26 protein-coding genes and 1 tRNA gene are annotated in these 16,577 nt (G+C 39.8%); 5 read left to right on the top strand and 22 right to left on the bottom strand.

Going from position 1 to position 16,577, the window contains the following annotated elements; genetic code table 11:
• Nucleotides 1-29: 29 nt before the first annotated feature.
• Genes rplF through rpsJ form a run of 17 tightly spaced genes read right to left on the bottom strand, consistent with a single transcriptional unit; the run spans nt 30 to nt 7,608 of the window.
• The gene (gene rplF, locus A5875_RS14195; protein WP_088934194.1) at nt 30-566 is read right to left on the bottom strand and encodes a 50S ribosomal protein L6; all 537 of its coding nucleotides are present in this window, start codon (nt 564-566) and stop codon (nt 30-32) included.
• A 31-nt stretch (nt 567-597) separates the two neighbouring features.
• Nucleotides 598-996 carry a 30S ribosomal protein S8 gene (rpsH, locus tag A5875_RS14190; protein WP_010747206.1) on the bottom strand — a complete coding sequence of 133 codons (399 nt, stop codon included), beginning with the start codon at nt 994-996 and terminating at the stop codon, nt 598-600.
• Between the two features lie 32 nt (nt 997-1,028).
• The gene (locus A5875_RS14185; protein WP_028020384.1) at nt 1,029-1,214 is read right to left on the bottom strand and encodes a type Z 30S ribosomal protein S14; all 186 of its coding nucleotides are present in this window, start codon (nt 1,212-1,214) and stop codon (nt 1,029-1,031) included.
• 17 nt (nt 1,215-1,231) lie between these two features.
• Nucleotides 1,232-1,771, bottom strand: a complete 540-nt coding sequence (rplE, locus tag A5875_RS14180) for a 50S ribosomal protein L5 (RefSeq protein ID WP_010742762.1) — start codon at nt 1,769-1,771, stop codon at nt 1,232-1,234.
• 26 nt (nt 1,772-1,797) lie between these two features.
• The gene (rplX, locus tag A5875_RS14175; protein ID WP_088934193.1) at nt 1,798-2,109 is read right to left on the bottom strand and encodes a 50S ribosomal protein L24; all 312 of its coding nucleotides are present in this window, start codon (nt 2,107-2,109) and stop codon (nt 1,798-1,800) included.
• A 35-nt stretch (nt 2,110-2,144) separates the two neighbouring features.
• Entirely contained in the window at nt 2,145-2,513 is a 369-nt protein-coding gene (gene rplN / locus A5875_RS14170) for a 50S ribosomal protein L14 (protein WP_010742760.1), read from the bottom strand.
• Nucleotides 2,514-2,568: 55 nt separating this feature from the next.
• Nucleotides 2,569-2,835 (bottom strand): 30S ribosomal protein S17, encoded by a 267-nt coding sequence (rpsQ, locus tag A5875_RS14165; protein ID WP_010742759.1) that lies wholly within the window; start codon nt 2,833-2,835, stop codon nt 2,569-2,571.
• Nucleotides 2,836-2,856: 21 nt separating this feature from the next.
• On the bottom strand, nt 2,857-3,048 hold the full coding sequence (rpmC, locus tag A5875_RS14160; protein WP_010747210.1) for a 50S ribosomal protein L29: 192 nt from the start codon (nt 3,046-3,048) through the stop codon (nt 2,857-2,859).
• Nucleotides 3,038-3,472 carry a 50S ribosomal protein L16 gene (gene rplP / locus A5875_RS14155; protein ID WP_010747211.1) on the bottom strand — a complete coding sequence of 145 codons (435 nt, stop codon included), beginning with the start codon at nt 3,470-3,472 and terminating at the stop codon, nt 3,038-3,040. Before rplP ends, rpmC begins: the two co-directional genes overlap by 11 nt.
• A gap of 2 nt (nt 3,473-3,474) precedes the next feature.
• Complete coding sequence (gene rpsC / locus A5875_RS14150; RefSeq protein WP_088934192.1) at nt 3,475-4,131, bottom strand: 30S ribosomal protein S3; 657 nt, start codon at nt 4,129-4,131, stop codon at nt 3,475-3,477.
• Between the two features lie 13 nt (nt 4,132-4,144).
• Nucleotides 4,145-4,492, bottom strand: coding sequence for a 50S ribosomal protein L22 (gene rplV, locus A5875_RS14145; protein WP_010742755.1), 348 nt, complete (start codon nt 4,490-4,492; stop codon nt 4,145-4,147).
• Between the two features lie 21 nt (nt 4,493-4,513).
• Nucleotides 4,514-4,792 carry a 30S ribosomal protein S19 gene (gene rpsS / locus A5875_RS14140; RefSeq protein ID WP_010742754.1) on the bottom strand — a complete coding sequence of 93 codons (279 nt, stop codon included), beginning with the start codon at nt 4,790-4,792 and terminating at the stop codon, nt 4,514-4,516.
• 42 nt (nt 4,793-4,834) lie between these two features.
• Entirely contained in the window at nt 4,835-5,668 is an 834-nt protein-coding gene (gene rplB / locus A5875_RS14135) for a 50S ribosomal protein L2 (protein ID WP_088934191.1), read from the bottom strand.
• A 40-nt stretch (nt 5,669-5,708) separates the two neighbouring features.
• Nucleotides 5,709-5,996 carry a 50S ribosomal protein L23 gene (locus tag A5875_RS14130; protein ID WP_010747215.1) on the bottom strand — a complete coding sequence of 96 codons (288 nt, stop codon included), beginning with the start codon at nt 5,994-5,996 and terminating at the stop codon, nt 5,709-5,711.
• Nucleotides 5,996-6,619, bottom strand: a complete 624-nt coding sequence (gene rplD / locus A5875_RS14125) for a 50S ribosomal protein L4 (protein ID WP_088934190.1) — start codon at nt 6,617-6,619, stop codon at nt 5,996-5,998. The genes A5875_RS14130 and rplD overlap by 1 nt, the downstream gene beginning before the upstream one ends.
• A gap of 27 nt (nt 6,620-6,646) precedes the next feature.
• Nucleotides 6,647-7,276 (bottom strand): 50S ribosomal protein L3, encoded by a 630-nt coding sequence (rplC, locus tag A5875_RS14120; protein WP_088934189.1) that lies wholly within the window; start codon nt 7,274-7,276, stop codon nt 6,647-6,649.
• A gap of 23 nt (nt 7,277-7,299) precedes the next feature.
• Nucleotides 7,300-7,608, bottom strand: coding sequence for a 30S ribosomal protein S10 (gene rpsJ, locus A5875_RS14115; protein ID WP_010756438.1), 309 nt, complete (start codon nt 7,606-7,608; stop codon nt 7,300-7,302).
• Nucleotides 7,609-8,263: 655 nt separating this feature from the next.
• On the opposite strand from rpsJ, the gene A5875_RS23710 reads away from it, so the two are divergent.
• The 5 genes from A5875_RS23710 to A5875_RS14090 all read left to right on the top strand — a co-directional run bounded on the left by A5875_RS23710 (nt 8,264) and on the right by A5875_RS14090 (nt 10,752).
• Nucleotides 8,264-8,413: a hypothetical protein gene (locus A5875_RS23710; protein ID WP_176244683.1), complete on the top strand. Its 150-nt coding sequence runs from the start codon at nt 8,264-8,266 to the stop codon at nt 8,411-8,413.
• Nucleotides 8,414-8,511: 98 nt separating this feature from the next.
• Complete coding sequence (locus A5875_RS24325; RefSeq protein ID WP_088934187.1) at nt 8,512-8,742, top strand: transposase; 231 nt, start codon at nt 8,512-8,514, stop codon at nt 8,740-8,742.
• A 319-nt stretch (nt 8,743-9,061) separates the two neighbouring features.
• On the top strand, nt 9,062-9,742 hold the full coding sequence (rpiA, locus tag A5875_RS14100; protein WP_088934186.1) for a ribose-5-phosphate isomerase RpiA: 681 nt from the start codon (nt 9,062-9,064) through the stop codon (nt 9,740-9,742).
• A 131-nt stretch (nt 9,743-9,873) separates the two neighbouring features.
• On the top strand, nt 9,874-10,560 hold the full coding sequence (gene gpmA / locus A5875_RS14095; RefSeq protein ID WP_088934185.1) for a 2,3-diphosphoglycerate-dependent phosphoglycerate mutase: 687 nt from the start codon (nt 9,874-9,876) through the stop codon (nt 10,558-10,560).
• 108 nt (nt 10,561-10,668) lie between these two features.
• Nucleotides 10,669-10,752 (top strand) — tRNA-Leu (locus tag A5875_RS14090).
• A gap of 50 nt (nt 10,753-10,802) precedes the next feature.
• On the opposite strand, the gene udk is transcribed toward A5875_RS14090, so the two are convergent.
• From udk to A5875_RS14065, 5 genes are all read right to left on the bottom strand, one after another.
• On the bottom strand, nt 10,803-11,429 hold the full coding sequence (udk, locus tag A5875_RS14085) for a uridine kinase (protein ID WP_088934184.1): 627 nt from the start codon (nt 11,427-11,429) through the stop codon (nt 10,803-10,805).
• A 70-nt stretch (nt 11,430-11,499) separates the two neighbouring features.
• On the bottom strand, nt 11,500-12,186 hold the full coding sequence (locus A5875_RS14080; RefSeq protein ID WP_088934183.1) for a YjjG family noncanonical pyrimidine nucleotidase: 687 nt from the start codon (nt 12,184-12,186) through the stop codon (nt 11,500-11,502).
• An 11-nt stretch (nt 12,187-12,197) separates the two neighbouring features.
• Nucleotides 12,198-12,914, bottom strand: a complete 717-nt coding sequence (locus A5875_RS14075) for a 16S rRNA pseudouridine(516) synthase (RefSeq protein WP_088934182.1) — start codon at nt 12,912-12,914, stop codon at nt 12,198-12,200.
• 141 nt (nt 12,915-13,055) lie between these two features.
• Nucleotides 13,056-14,309 (bottom strand): DUF5068 domain-containing protein, encoded by a 1,254-nt coding sequence (locus tag A5875_RS14070; RefSeq protein WP_088934181.1) that lies wholly within the window; start codon nt 14,307-14,309, stop codon nt 13,056-13,058.
• Nucleotides 14,310-14,545: 236 nt separating this feature from the next.
• On the bottom strand, nt 14,546-16,543 hold the full coding sequence (locus tag A5875_RS14065; protein ID WP_088934180.1) for a KUP/HAK/KT family potassium transporter: 1,998 nt from the start codon (nt 16,541-16,543) through the stop codon (nt 14,546-14,548).
• Nucleotides 16,544-16,577: the final 34 nt, after the last annotated feature.

Raw genomic sequence — 16,577 nt, 5'->3', positions numbered from 1 at the left:
TGGCCTAAGCCGCGTGTAGGTTCGACCTACTATTTACCAGTTTTACCTTCTTTACGACGTACATATTCGCCAACATAGCGGATACCTTTGCCTTTATAAGGTTCTGGAGGACGAGTTCCGCGGATTTTCGCAGCTAATTCGCCTACTACTTCTTTATTTGATCCTTTAACAATTACTTGAGTGTTAGAAGGAACTTCGATTGTAACGCCCTCTGGAGCTACCATCTCAACTGGATGTGAATAACCAACGTTCAATACAAGTTTTGAACCTTGTAATTGTGCACGGTATCCGACCCCGATTAATTCTAATGCTTTTTGGAACCCTTCTGAAACACCAACAACCATGTTATTGAAGTTTGCACGAGTTGTTCCGTGAATTGTTTTCATTTCTTTGCTGTCATTGGGACGAGTAAATGTTACTTCATTTCCTTCGATGCTCATTTTGATATCAGAAGAAAAAGTACGAGTTAATTCACCTTTAGGTCCTTTAACAGTAATGTCGTTCCCGTTTTGAGTTACTTCAACTCCTGCAGGTAAAACGACTAATTTATTACCAATACGGCTCACTTAAAGACACCTCCTCATGGATTGTTTGATCTTACCAAACGTAAGCTAGCACTTCGCCGCCGACGTTTTTACCTCTAGCTTCTTTATCAGTTACTAAACCTTCAGAAGTAGAGATGATTGCAATACCTAAACCATTTAATACTTTCGGCACTTCGTCAGCTTTGACGTAAGCACGTAAGCCAGGTTTAGAAATACGTTTCAAGTTCGTGATAACACGTTCGTCATTTTTACCGTATTTAAGGAAAACACGGATCATGCCTTGTTTGTCATCTTCGATATATTCAACATCACGTACGAAACCTTCACGTTTAAGGATTTCTGCGATGTCACGTTTGATTTTTGAAGCAGGTACTTCTACTGAATCGTGTTTTACCATGTTGGCATTACGAATACGAGTTAGAAAATCTGCAATTGGATCTGTCATGACCATTGAACTGTTTACCTCCTTTATGCGAGTTTATTTTACCAGCTAGCTTTCTTCACGCCGGGAATTTGACCTTTGTAGGCAAGTTCGCGGAAGCAAATACGGCAAAGATGAAATTTACGATAAACTGAATGTGGACGTCCGCAACGTTCGCAACGAGTGTACTCTTGCGTTGAATGTTTTGCAGGGCGTTTGTTTTTAGCAATCATTGATTTTTTAGCCAATTTTTTCGCCTCCTTGATTATTTTTGGAATGGCATTCCAAGTTGTGTTAATAATTCGCGAGATTCTTCGTCTGTTTTAGCAGTTGTAACAACAACGATATCCATACCACGGACTTTATCAACTAAATCATAATCTACTTCAGGGAAGATCAATTGTTCTTTAACACCTAAAGTAAAGTTACCACGGCCATCAAAGGATTTTTTGCTTACTCCGTGGAAGTCACGTACACGGGGAAGTGATACAGACACTAATTTGTCTAAGAATTCATACATTCTTTCTCCACGTAGTGTTACTTTCGCACCGATAGGCATTCCTTCACGTAAACGGAAACCAGCGATTGATTTTTTAGCTTTTGTGATGATTGGTTTTTGACCAGAAATCAATGCTAATTCTTCAACAGCTTTGTCTAAGTTTTTTGCGTTTGATACCGCATCACCAACACCCATGTTGATGACAATTTTCTCAACTTTAGGAACTTCCATAACTGAATCATAGTTAAATTTTTCCATCAAAGATGGTGTAATTTCACTTACAAATTTTTCTTTTAGGCGGTTCATCTATAAGATCCTCCTTCCTTGTTTAATTATTTATCTAGAGCTTCGCCGGTTTTTTTAGAAACGCGGACTTTCTTGCCGTCAACCACTTTATAGCCAACGCGTGTCGCTTCTCCATTTGAAGGATCGATCACCATAACATTAGAAGCATGAATTGGTGCTTCTACCTCAACGATTCCGCCTTGAGGGGCTTCTTGAGAGGCTTTTTTATGTTTTTTTACGACATTGACGCCTTCAACAACGACTTTATCTTGTTTAGGAAGGGCTTCTAATACTACGCCTTCTTTATTTCTGTCTTTACCAGAGATAACTTTTACTTTATCGCCTTTTTTAACGAACATTACTGTTGCGCACCTCCTTTGGTTGAATCTTTCGATTATAATACTTCCGGTGCCAATGAAACGATCTTCATGAAGTTGCCTTCGCGTAGTTCACGAGCGACAGGTCCGAAGATACGTGTTCCTCTTGGGCTCTTGTCATCACGAATGATAACAGCTGCATTTTCATCAAATTTGATATAAGAACCGTCAGTACGACGAGCGCCTGATTTAGTTCGAACGATAACGGCTTTAACAACGTCACCTTTTTTGACAACACCACCTGGCGTTGCTTGTTTAACCGTAGCAACAATCACATCACCGATATTTGCAGTTTTGCGACCAGATCCGCCAAGAACTTTAATAGTTAAAATTTCACGAGCGCCTGAGTTGTCCGCAATTTTTAAACGACTTTCTGCTTGGATCACTTGTGTATCCTCCTTTCAGATTTAAGAAACATCTATATAGGAAAATCTCGTGTGATTAGATAATCACTGCTTTTTCAACGATTTCAACCAGACGGAAACGTTTGGTAGCTGATAATGGACGAGTTTCCATGATTTTCACGATATCGCCAATTTTTGCTTCATTGTTTTCATCGTGAGCTTTGTATTTTTTAGAATATTTCATGCGTTTACCGTAGATTGGGTGATTCTTTTTGGTTTCAACGACAACAGTGATCGTCTTGTCCATTTTGTCAGATACCACACGTCCTTGATAAACTTTACGTTGATTTCTTTCTTCAGTCATACTGGAAATGGCCTCCTTCCACTATTTGTCAGCTTGTTCACGCAACACAGTTTTGATGCGTGCAATCGATTTACGTACTTCTTTAATACGTGCAGTGTTTTCTAATTGACCTGTTGCTAATTGGAATCTAAGATTGAACAATTCTTCTTTTAATTGTTTTTCTTGATCTAGCATTTCGGCAGTGGTTAATTCTCTGATTTCTTTAACCTTCATTCGATTCACCACCCATTTCCTCACGTTTTACGATCTTAGTCTTCATTGGTAATTTGTGAGAAGCAAGACGTAATGCTTCACGAGCAACTTCTTCAGGAACGCCGGCGATTTCAAACATGATCTTACCGCGTTTAACTGGTGAAACCCATCCTTCAGGAGCACCTTTACCAGATCCCATACGTACGCCGATAGCTTTGGCTGTATAAGATTTGTGAGGGAAAATTTTAATCCATACTTTCCCACCACGTTTCATGTAACGAGTCATTGCAATACGGGCAGCTTCAATTTGGCGGTTAGTGATCCAATGTGAATCAACAGCTTGTAAGCCGTATTCTCCAAATGCGATTTCTTTACCACCTTTAGCTTCCCCACGCATTTTACCGCGGAATTCACGACGGTGTTTTACACGTTTAGGTACTAACATGATTATTTCCCTCCTTTCTTAGTGTTTTTCTTTGTAGGAAGAATTTCTCCACGATAAATCCACACTTTAACTCCTAGTTTTCCGTATGTTGTATCTGCTTCTTCCCATGCGTAGTCGATGTCAGCACGCAATGTATGAAGAGGAACTGTACCTTCAGAGTATCCTTCTGAACGAGCGATATCCGCACCATTCAAACGACCAGATACTTGAGTTTTGATTCCTTTAGCGCCAGAACGCATAGTGCGTTGGATCGCTTGTTTTTGTGCACGACGGAAGGCAACACGATTTTCTAATTGACGTGCAATTCCTTCACCGACTAATTTTGCATCTAAATCTGGTTTTTTGATTTCAACGATGTTGATGTGAACTCGTTTACCAGTTAATTTATTTAATTCTTTTCTTAGGCTCTCAACTTCAGATCCGCCTTTACCGATAACCATACCAGGTTTAGCTGTGTGAATTGAAATATTTACACGGTTTGCAGCGCGTTCGATTTCAACAGTTGACACAGCGGCATCAGCAAGTTTAGTTGCGATGAACTTACGGATTCTCAAATCTTCGTGTAGAAACTCAGCATACTCTTTTTCGGCATACCATTTAGCATCCCACTCGCGGATGATGCCTACACGCATTCCAATAGGATTTACTTTTTGTCCCACTGATTATCCCTCCTTATTTTTCTGATACCACTACGGTAATATGACTTGTACGTTTGTTAATTGGTGAAGCTGAACCTTTTGCACGTGGACGGAAACGTTTCATTGTTGGTCCTTCGTTAACAAATGCTTCAGAAACCACCAAATTTTCAACATCTAAGTCAAAGTTGTTCTCTGCGTTAGCAACTGCTGACATCATAACTTTTTCAATGATTCCTGCAGATTTGTTTGGTGTGAATTTCAAGATTGAAATTGCTTCTGCTACGCTTTTTCCTCTAATAAGATCGATTACTAAACGTGCTTTACGAGGAGAAGTGCGAACTGTTTTCGCAGTTGCCTTAGCTGATGTAATTTGTTCTGCCATGTTAATATCCTCCCCTCAAAATTAACGTCTTGTTTTCTTATCGTCGGCGGCATGTCCACGATAAGTTCTTGATGGTGCAAATTCACCTAATTTATGTCCTACCATGTCTTCTTGGATGTAAACTGGCACATGTTTGCGTCCGTCATAAACAGCAATTGTAAATCCTACAAAACTAGGGAAAATTGTTGAACGACGAGACCAAGTTTTAATAACTTTTTTCTTTTCAACACCTTGTTGCGCTTCAACCTTTTTCATCAAATGATCATCGACGAAAGGTCCTTTTTTCAAACTACGACCCATGGTGTACCTCCTCTCAAAATATGCGACACATAGTCAATGGTTCTATTTAGTCTTACGACGACGTACGATAAGCTTGTCTGATGCAGCTTTCTTATTACGAGTTTTGTAACCCAATGCAGGTTGTCCCCAAGGAGATACTGGAGCTTTACGTCCGACTGGAGCTTTACCTTCACCACCACCGTGTGGGTGATCGTTAGGGTTCATTACGCTACCACGTACAGTTGGGCGTTTACGCATCCAACGAGAACGACCAGCTTTACCGATGTTGATCAATTCGTGTTGTTCGTTACCAACAGAACCAATTGTTGCACGGCAAGTAGCTAAGATCATACGAACTTCGCCAGAGTTTAAACGTACTAATACATATTTTCCTTCTTTACCAAGTACTTGAGCACTTGTACCAGCTGAACGGATCAATTGTCCGCCTTTGCCAGGTTTCATTTCAATGTTGTGGATTACAGTACCGACTGGAATATTTTCTAGTGGTAAAGCATTTCCGATTTTGATATCTGCATCTGTTCCAGAAACGATTGTCATGCCAACTTCTAAGCCTTTAGGGGCTAAAATGTAAGCTTTCACTCCGTCTGTATAATGAACTAATGCAATGTTTGCTGAGCGGTTTGGATCGTATTCGATCGTTTGAACTGTAGCAACCACGTTATCTTTGTTACGTTTAAAATCGATAACACGGTATTGACGTTTATGTCCGCCACCTTGATGACGTACAGTGATGCGACCGTTGTTGTTACGACCGGCGTTGTTTTTCAATGGTTGTAATAACGTCTTTTCAGGCGTTGAAGTAGTGATTTCAGCGAAATCAGAACTTGTCATATTACGACGACCATTTGAGGTAGGTTTGTACTTTTTAATCGCCACGTCTAGTTTCCCTCCTAATTTACTAGTGATTTTCTAACGCTTATTCAGCGTCGAAAAGTTGGATTTCTTTTGAATCTTCAGTTAAAGTCACAACAGCTTTGCGACGTTTTTTTGTGAAGCCTTGGTATTTACCCATACGTTTTGCTTTTGGTTTAGCATTCATAATGTTTACGTTTTTTACTTTAACGTCAAAAGCAGCTTCAACCGCTTGTTTCACTAAAGTTTTGTTTGCGCGAGTGTCAACTTCGAAAGTATATTTCTTTTCATCCATGTCTAACATAGATTTTTCAGTGATCACTGGGCGTTTAATTACGTCTAGTAAGTTCATTATGCAAGCACCTCCTCAATTTGAGTAAGAGCAGTTTGCGTTGCTAAGATTTTGTCATTAGCGACTACATCTAATACAGTAACGTTGTCTGAAGTAGTAACAGTTACGTTTGCTAAGTTACGAGCAGCAAGGCCTGCAACTTCGTTTTCTGTTTCCAAAACAACCAATACTTTAGAATCAATTGACAAGCCAGTTAAAACTTGTTTGAATTCTTTTGTTTTAGGTGCGTCAAAGCTTAAAGCGTCAACAGCAACTAAGTTATTTTCAGCAACTTTTTCTGATAAAACAGATTTAATTGCTAAGCGACGAACTTTTTTAGGAAGTTTGTAGCTGTATGAACGTGGTGTTGGTCCAAATACAACGCCACCTCCACGCCATTGTGGTGAACGGATAGAACCTTGACGAGCACGACCAGTTCCTTTTTGACGCCATGGCTTGCGACCACCGCCACGAACTGCGCTACGATTTTTCACAGCGTGTGTTCCTTGTCTCAATGAAGCGCGTTGCATAACGATTGCATCGTAAACAACACTTTCATTTGGTTCGATTCCGAAGATTTCTTCATTTAAAGTGATGTCTCCGTTTTGAGTTCCATCTTGTTTGAATAATGCTACAGTTGGCATTCCTTAGTTCCTCCTTCCTCTAACTAATTATTTAGCTTTCACAGCTGATTTGATAGTGATTAAAGATTTTTTAGCTCCAGGAACATTTCCTTTTACTAAGATAACGTTGCGGTCAGCGTCAACACGAACAATTTCAAGATTTTGAATTGTCACGCGGTTGCCACCCATACGGCCAGCTAAACGTTTATTTTTAAATACACGGTTTGGTGCAACAGGACCCATAGATCCAGGACGACGGTGATAGCGAGAACCGTGAGCCATTGGGCCGCGGCTTTGTCCGTAACGTTTGATAACGCCTTGGAATCCTTTACCTTTAGTCGTTCCGGTAACATCAATGATGTCTCCAGCTTGGAAAGTATCAACTTTCACTTCTTTACCTACTTCATAGTCTCCTAGCTCAACATCTTTGAATTCTCTAATGAAGCGCTTAGGAGCCGTGTTTGCTTTTGCAACATGACCTTTCGCAGGTTTGTTAGACAAAACTTCACGCATATCTTGGTAACCTAATTGAACTGCTTCGTAGCCATCGTTTTCCATTGTTTTAACTTGTAACACAACGTTTGGAGTAGCTTCGATAACAGTTACTGGAATAAGTTCACCAGATTCAGTGAAGATTTGAGTCATTCCCACTTTTTTCCCTAAGATTCCTTTGGTCATGATTACACCTCCATCTTCTTTAATTATAGTTTGATTTCGATATTCACACCTGATGGTAAGTCAAGCTTCATTAAAGCATCAACTGTCTTCGGTGTTGGGTTCACAATGTCAATCAGACGTTTGTGAGTACGCATTTCGAATTGTTCGCGTGAATCTTTGTATTTATGAGTCGCACGGATTACAGTGTAAAGACTGCGTTCAGTTGGTAATGGAATTGGACCAGACACGCTAGCTCCAGTTCTTTTTGCAGTTTCCACGATTTTATCCGCTGATTGATCTAAAATACCATGTTCATACGCTTTTAAACGGATACGAATTTTTTGTTTTGCCATCTTGTTCCCTCCTTCGCCTATTTTAAAAGTAGACATAGCTCCACGAAAATCTCCGTCACGCTCGTTCGTGGCAAAGCGTCCGGGCGTGTCGCAACCTCTCGTTTCAAAGCCGGCGGATTCATTCATGAACCCCCCAGTGACATTTACACTTCTGCAAACAGCACCTTTATGATTATATTACACAGGGTCAATGATTGCAAGGTTTTTCTAAGCTTTTTTTGGTTTTCCCTTTTTCTTTCTGAAAACTCAAAAACTTTCGATACGTTTCCTTCTATTAATATAGAAAAAGCATGTTCTTCCTTGGTAATTATCAGGAACTTCTCAGATATAGATTGTTGCCGATTGTTTTTACAATATTTCAAAATTTTTAGTTTATATTCCACTTAGCTTAAATCACTTCTATATTAAATAGTTAGGACAAAAAAACTAAAATGGAGGTACACCTCCATTAAACCGCCTTCGGAAACAATCACTCTCGTTTTAAACATATAACGATATAAGGTGACAGGTCCTCGGGGCTCTTTTAACGGCGTCCACCCGAATCCCTAAATGATTTCCTTCTTTTTGTTAAACCAAATGTCACTTCGCGCATGAATTAAAAATTATGATGACTTCCAAGAAATGAATCTGCCACATATTTTTAGGAGGAGATTCCATGGAAACAAACACACTAGAAGTAAAACTGAAAGTTTGTGCTGGATTAGATATCCATGCCAAAATAGCCGTTGCTTGTGGTCTCTCTGGCTCTTTAGATCCTTTAAGAACGAAAAAGGAGATTCGTACCTTTGGAACACGTACTTTCTAGTTACGTTTACTTGGTGAGTAGTTAACGGAAAGAAAAGTTGAAAAAATTCTAACGGAAACCTTACAAACAATTCCAGAAGTGAAAAAAGAGCGTTAGAAATTATCTCGGCTAAAATTAACCCCAACTTGGAACAATTCGCTAATGCCAAACAACTGACCTCATGGGCAGGACTTTGCCCAGCAAGTTATAAAAGTGGCGGTGTCCGAAAATCTGTACATATCTCAGCTGGAAATAAGTACCTAAAAACCATACTTTATCAATACGGCGGAAATACGGGACGCTTAAGTAACATAATATTTCCAGAGTTTTATGCTCGCACCTCTAGTTGAAAAAAAGAGATAATCGTATGTGCTCACAAGATACTAAGAATGGTTTATAAATCCCTTTCAGAACAACCAAATCGGGTAAACAAAAAAATCCTCACCAGATGCAGCGAACATCTAGTAAGGAAAAATAAAAAAAATCTTCGTCCTTATTATAGTATAGGTACTGTCTCTTATACACATCTAGATGTGTTTATTTCTATTCATTTAAAGAATAGTAAATAAAACGCCTTCACTTTTTTTGGTCTTTTTTACTTAAAAAACTTCCTTTTTTCTTTTTTTGCGATTACAATGGACGTAACTTAGTAGAAGGTGGGATTTTTCAATGAATTTGAAAGAGTTAGTTGGGATCGAAGCGGCAAAATTTGTCAAAGATGGAATGATCGTCGGATTAGGTACTGGATCAACAGCTTATTATCTAGTGAAAGAATTAGGTCGCCGAGTAAATGAAGAGGGTTTGAAGATCACAGGTGTCGTGACCTCCTCTAAAACAGAAGAGCAGGCAAAAGAATTAGGTATTCCTTTAAAAGCGATTGACGATGTAGAGTCTGTAGATCTTACGATTGACGGTGCAGATGAAATCAGCGATGACTTCCAAGGTATCAAAGGCGGCGGTGCTGCTCTGCTTTTCGAAAAAGTAGTAGCGACTTATTCAAAAGATTGCATTTGGATCGTTGACGAAAGCAAAATGGTTAACAAATTAGGCAAATTCCCTTTACCAGTTGAAGTCGTGCCATTCGGCAGCCACAACGTCTTTCGTTTATTTGAATCAAAAGGTTACAATCCAGCATGGCGAATGAATGATGCCAATGAACTTCTAACAACAGATGGCGGGCATTACATCATTGATTTGCATTTAGATGTTATTGAAGCCCCTCATGCATTAGCTGCAGAATTGGATGCTTGTGTCGGTGTTGTTGAGCACGGATTGTTCATTGACATGATTTCACGCGTGATCGTCGGCACTCCTGAAGGTCCAAAAATTTTGGAGGTTCCTGCAAAATAATTTTATAAAAATCCCTTTAAAGCTCGTGATTTGATAAAAAACACACCCAATTTAATGGAAATCACGGCAGAAACATTGTACAATGATTCAGGAATTGAAAATTTCAGAAATTTCAAAAAGGAGAGAATGTTATGCCAAAATTAGTTTTTTCTCGTCACGGCTTAAGTGAATGGAACAAATTGAACCAATTCACAGGCTGGGCAGACGTTGATTTGGCTCCAGAAGGTGTCGAAGAAGCAAAAGAAGGCGGCCGTAAAATCAAAGAAGCAGGAATTGAATTTGATGTTGCTTACACATCAGTTTTAACTCGTGCGATCAAAACTTGCGACTATATCTTAGAATACTCTGACCAACTTTGGGTACCAACTGTTAAATCTTGGCGCTTAAACGAACGTCACTACGGTAAATTACAAGGATTGAACAAAAAAGAAACCGCTGAAAAATACGGTGACGAACAAGTTCACATCTGGCGCCGTTCTTACGATGTATTACCTCCATTGATGGAAGCAACTGACGAAGGTTCAGCAGCTCAAGATCGTCGTTACGCAATGTTAGACCCTCGCGATATCCCTGGTGGCGAAAACCTAAAAGTTACTTTGGAACGCGCGTTACCTTTCTGGCAAGACGAAATCGCTCCTGCTTTGAAAGATGGCAAAACTGTTTTAGTAGCTGCCCATGGCAACTCACTACGTGCATTAGCTAAACACATCGAAGGTATTTCTGACGAAGATATCATGGACTTAGAAATCCCAACAGGTCAACCACTTGTTTATGACTTGAACGATGACTTAACAGTTGCTAAAAAATACTACTTATAAAAATTTTTCCCGACTCATTATTGAGTTGGGATTTTTTTATTTGAAACTCAGCAACTTTATCACTGGCACAATAAAATTTTTGTGCTAAAATAAATAAGTAATTTCTTTGCGGTCGTGGCGGAATTGGCAGACGCGCTAGCTTCAGGCGCTAGTGGTAGCAATACCGTGGAAGTTCGAGTCTTCTCGGCCGCATAGCGATAAACCTCAAAAAGAACCCGACAGAAAAATCTGTCGGGTTCTTTTTAGTCATGGTTCAAAAAACTTGCCACTTTTGTTGCAATCAAGTCGATGGCTACATGATTTTCGCCGCCTTCAGGCACGATAATATCGGCGTAACGTTTCGTTGGTTCGATGAACTGATGGTACATTGGTTTCACTACAGTCAAATATTGGTCGATGACTGATTCTAATGTTCGACCGCGTTCATTCATGTCACGCTTGATGCGACGAATAATTCGAATATCGTCGTCAGTATCTACATAGATTTTTATATCCATCAAATCACGCAAGCGTTCATCTTCTAAAATCAAGATACCTTCTAAGATAATGACTTCTTTTGGTTCTTGCACATAGACTTCTTCGCTGCGTGTATGTTTTACGTAATCGTAAATCGGCACTTCGACCGACTGATATTTCGTTAATTCCTTTAAATGCTCGATCAATAAATCTGTGTCAAACGCAAACGGATGATCGTAATTTGTTGATAGTCGTTCTTCAAAACTGATACCGCTTTGGTCCTTATAATAAGAATCGTGTTCCAACATCATAATCGAATGATCGGGAAACCGATTGTAGATCGCGCGGCTGACACTCGTTTTTCCACTTCCAGAACCGCCCGTTACACCAATAATGATCGGCTTGTTTTTCATGTAAATAAAACCTCTTTCGTTTTTCATTAGTCCTATTATAGCGAAACATCGCCAAAATACTATCAAAAACTTAAAATTCTTCTAAAATCTGATAGAGGTCGGTTAATTTTTTAATCTGGAATGTCGGTTCAATTTCGTTCGCTTCTTTTTCTTGCGGATTCATCCAAATCGTATCAATTCCAGCAACTTGTCCACCTTTGATGTCCGAAGTCAAAGAATCACCGATAATCACCGTCTTTTCTTTATCCAAACGAGGAATTTCAGCGAAAACAATGTCGAAGAATTCTTTCATTGGTTTGTGTACACCCATCTCTTCAGAAATAAAGAATTTTTTGAAATAAGGAGCCAAGCCTGATTTTTTAAGACGTTGATGCTGAGTTGCCGAAACGCCGTTGGTGACGACGTAAAGATCCTTTTTCCGGCTTAGATTTTCAACAACCTCTAGGCTGTTTGAGATTAATTGATGCCCCTGATTCAAGTAATGACGATAGCGAGCCTCTGTCTCTGGTCCATCAACATCTCGTTCGTATTGCTCGAAAAACAAACGAAAGCGATTATCCAACAACTCTTGTCGTGAAAGCACCCCTGCTTCATGATCGCGCCAGAATCCTTGATTCATTTTTTTATAATTATTTTTGACTGATAAGGAAGGTTCTACTCCCATATCTTGAAACAGCCAACTTAAAGCTTGCTCTTCTGCCGCCTTAAAATCCAGCAAGGTATCATCAATATCAAATAAAATTGTTTCGTATCCCATTTTCAAACCTTCTATCTAAAGTATATTTTTAATTGTTGCAGTTCAGTAAGTGTCAGCGGTCGATAGTTTCCTTCCGCTAAGTCATCGGGTAAAGCTAATGGTCCCATTGAAAGACGCGTCAGTTTTATCACCTTTTTTCCACAAGCCAAAAACATTTTTTTGACTTGATGAAACTTCCCTTCTTTGATCGTCAATAGAACTTCTGAATGACCAAACTTAGAACTAAGGATGTTCAATTGAGCTGGCTGGCAATGGACCCCGCCATGAAAAACGATACCTGCTTTAAAAGCAGCCACATCTTCTATTGTAACTGCTTCGTTGACAATTACGTGATAGGTCTTCGTAACCTTTGCCCCTGGCTGCAAAAGATCATACCCTAATTGCCCATTATCCGTCAAAAGTAATAATCCTGTTGTGTCTCGATCCAAGCGGCCGACTGGATATAAATCAGCAGGACGTTCTGCTTCTGCCACCAATTGAGTAGCTGTTTGAAACTTTTCATCCTTTTTTGCCGTTACAACACCTGCCGGTTTATTTAGCAAGTAGTATACGTGGCTGGTCCGCAGCTTCTGCCCATCAACTTGAATTTCATGCAGGCGGTTGTCAACATTTCGCTGTGGATTAAGCTCGACCATACCATCGATCAAAACTTTTTTCATAAGAAATAAACGCTTCATTTCTTTCCGCGTTGTTTGCAGATTTTGTTCGATCACTTTATCTAAACGCATCGCTAAACTCCCTTAAACTTATCAGATTCATTATACAGAATTTCGCCAGCTATCTCACTTAAAAGTATTTATTTAAACTAATTTCACTCATAATCGCAAAACAAAAAAAGAACAGAACGCGATAGGCTCTGTCCTTTATTGTTAATTCTTGAATTCAAAGGTAATATCATCCAGATCTGTCATTTGAGCAAATTTCTCGTCGTAAAGTTTAACGTCCAATTTGAATTCTTGTTCATGATAAAGTTTTTCGTATGATTCCTTGTCTAAAGTAAAGACCAGATACTTAGTCGCTTTTTCGCCAACAGCTAACTCTTCCTTCTTAGGCCGTACTTCCAGACCATTCTGTGTCAGCGTTTTGACCGAATTATCAATCGTCAAACCACCTGATGTGTTAGCGAATTTTAACGTTTCTTGCCCTTGGTTATCTACGGTCACTTCCGCCGTCAACAAGACAATACCCTTTTCAAAGTTTTTAAAACGGGGAGCTTCATCTTCATTTGGTACAAATTCAGTAAATTGATAACCGCCTAATGTGACTTTGATCCCTTCAAAATCCTTCGTCTCATTCAGTTTCTTAGATGTCAACAGAGTCTTGGTTCCCATGTTTTCAGCGGTCACCTTATCTGGATAAAACTCACCCGCTGCCTCAACTTTTTTCTCTCCATCAACAGTGAATGGAATCGACTCTTCCTTCTTCTCTAATAATGCATCCGCTGAAGAGTAACTATCTTTCTTGCTATAAATGCCAGGAATCTCGATCATCGCTTCGCCATGTTCAGCTAGCTTGTCCATCGCCTCTGGTTTTAATGATAGCGCGATATAGCCTCGAACTTGGGATTTAGGTGCTATCTCGTGATCAGCTTCATACAATTTACTGTCTAAATCCTCCGTCAATAGTTGTTTCTTACGCATGATACTGGCATCAAAACCAGTCACACTCATCGAAAAACCTGTACCCGCATATACTTTTTGATCGCTGCCATTTTCAATCAAAGCATCCACGATGACAACCCCGCCTTTTTCTCGTTGATCGCCAAAAGGAATTTTCATATTGCGTGAGAAGTTCTCAATTTGATAATAGCGATAGCCTTCGATCGTTACTTTCACAGCATCCTTTTCCGATACGAGCGATTGCGTACTTTGATAAAGCTCACTGACACGTTCCGCTTCAGTCTGCTCCTTTAGGTCTTTTTCTATCATTGACCAATCCGCTGAATCTGTTGATTTTTCTACTTCACTTTCTTCAGTACTTTCTTTCGTAGATGAATCTTTAACTTTTTTTATACTTGAACTGGCGGTACTTTCACTACCTGCCTCTTCAGTGTTATTATTTCCACATCCGGTTACCAGCACTAACCCTAAAGACAAACTAACCAAAATTTTCCATTTTTTCATCCCTTATCCTCCACTTAAAAAAGATTTAACGTTACTAGATTAACAGTTTCGAGCTGTTAACACCTGTCTCTTATACACATCTAGATGTGTATAAGAGACAGCACCTTCACTCTTTTTTAATCTTAATTTAACTTATTTCAAATAAAAAGAAAAGAACTTTTGGCGCTTATTTAAGCCAAAAGTTCTTAATCTGTATAAACTTTTTGAGTGAAGAAGCTGAAAACGTCTAGCTATAATTATATTTTTCGTTCCTTAAGCCACGTTTTTCTTGTTTCACCTACGATCAGCGGTACTGTCTCATAAGTAACTTCACTATATTCAATTCCAAACCAACGTTCTGGAGTAACCGTATGGTGCTTGATAGCCAGACGTGCCTGCATGACTTGACGATCCCATTTATCCAGCTTCGTCATGTTCGACAACACCTCTTGAATCATCACAAAACGAAAATCTCCGACCTGGCGTCCCGGTGTCAATGAATAATGTTGCGGTTGTTTCGGTAGTCGTCCCTGCTTCATCAGATCATGGATGATCTGGCGTAGATAAACGTTGACGTCTTGTGAGATACGAAAGCCCAAATACAGTTTGACCTTCACAATAAAGTCGGTCCCCATCATATCGATACTATATTCTTCGGTGTAGGGTTCATCCGTTACCTCGACATTCACGAACCAATAAACTTTGGCGCGCTTTAACCGTTTATCCAAAATCGAATAAATGAATTGCTGCGGAATCTGATCCCCATCTAAACGCGGAACCAGAAAAACCACATTCGTCTGATAATACGGAATCCGATCGTCATCATGCAATTCTTGTAATTGCGGAAGATAGTCTTTAAAGTTTACATCTTGACTCGTATTTTCCTGCACTCGATTGCTGCGATACCAGATATACATCACACTTAATATCAAGAGGGCCATCGCCACCGCAACGAACCCGCCGTGGAAAAACTTGGTTACACTAGAAATAAAGAAGAAGCCTTCTAGCGTTCCGAAAAAGACTAGCATCAATATCGCTAAAAAGCGGGACGTTCCTTTTTGAAGTAAATAATGATACAACAAGAAAGTCGTCATCAGCATTGTAACGGTAATCGACAGACCATACGCAGCCTCCATATGACTAGACGTGCGGAACGTCAAAACGATCAATGAACAGGCCGCCCATAAAATCAGATTGATAGCCGGAATATACATTTGCCCAATGCTTTTACCCGGATAGATAATCCGCATTCTCGGTAATAATTTTAATTTGATCGCCTCAGAAACCAACGTAAACGATCCGGAAATCAAGGCCTGAGACGCAATGACTGCAGCGATTGTCGCAAAGACGACCCCGAAAATCATCCAGCCATCCGGCAATATTTGGAAGAAAGGATTCAAATTTTCGATTCCTTCAATCGCAGCATTGCCCTTCACATGCAAAATCCACGCGGCTTGGCCGGCGTAATTCAACATCAAACAAAGCAGGACATACGGCCAGCTGATATGGATATTTTTCTTGCCCACATGGCCCATATCAGAGTACAAAGCTTCCGCCCCAGTTGTCGCTAAGAAAATACTTCCCAAAATAAAGATTCCCATTTTATTTTCAGGACTGAACAGCAAATGAATCGCATAATAAGGATTCAACGCTTTAATCACACTAAAGTCATAAGGAATATTCAATAAACCCATCAAACCTAAAAAAGTGAACCAAAGAAACATGATAGGTCCAAAAGCTTTCCCGACAAAATCCGTACCAAAGCGTTGGATCAAAAATAAAAATAGCAGAATCACTAAGGTTATGATCACGATAACATTTTGATTATTACCGAATATTTGATAAAAGTCCGGAATTCCTCTTAGTCCTTCGATCGCCGTCGTCACTGTCACGGCCGGGGTCAGCACGCCATCGGCTAATAATGCCGCACCGCCAATCATAGCCGGCACGATTAGATACTTTCCGCCTTTTCGCACTAAGGTGTATAAAGAGAAAATCCCTCCCTCACCATGGTTATCTGCCTTTAAAGCAATCAGCACGTATTTGACCGTGGTTAAAAGCATGACGGTCCAAAAAACCAGCGAGACTGCTCCAAGGACAAAGTCCTGCGTGACCGTACTCAATCCGCCATTTTCTTCTAAAATAGCTTTCATTACATACAATGGGCTTGTTCCAATATCGCCGTAAACAACTCCCATCGCAATCAGCAATCCAGCTGCCGAAAGTTTTTTAGTATGATCTTTCTTTTTTTCCATTTTGCACTCTCCTGTTACAGCCCAACGCTGAATC

Source organism: Enterococcus sp. 3H8_DIV0648 (assembly GCF_002140655.1).
In the GTDB taxonomy this organism is placed as follows: Bacteria; Bacillota; Bacilli; order Lactobacillales; family Enterococcaceae; genus Enterococcus_A; species Enterococcus_A hulanensis.
This window is presented reverse-complemented; position numbering and strand designations above follow the sequence as displayed.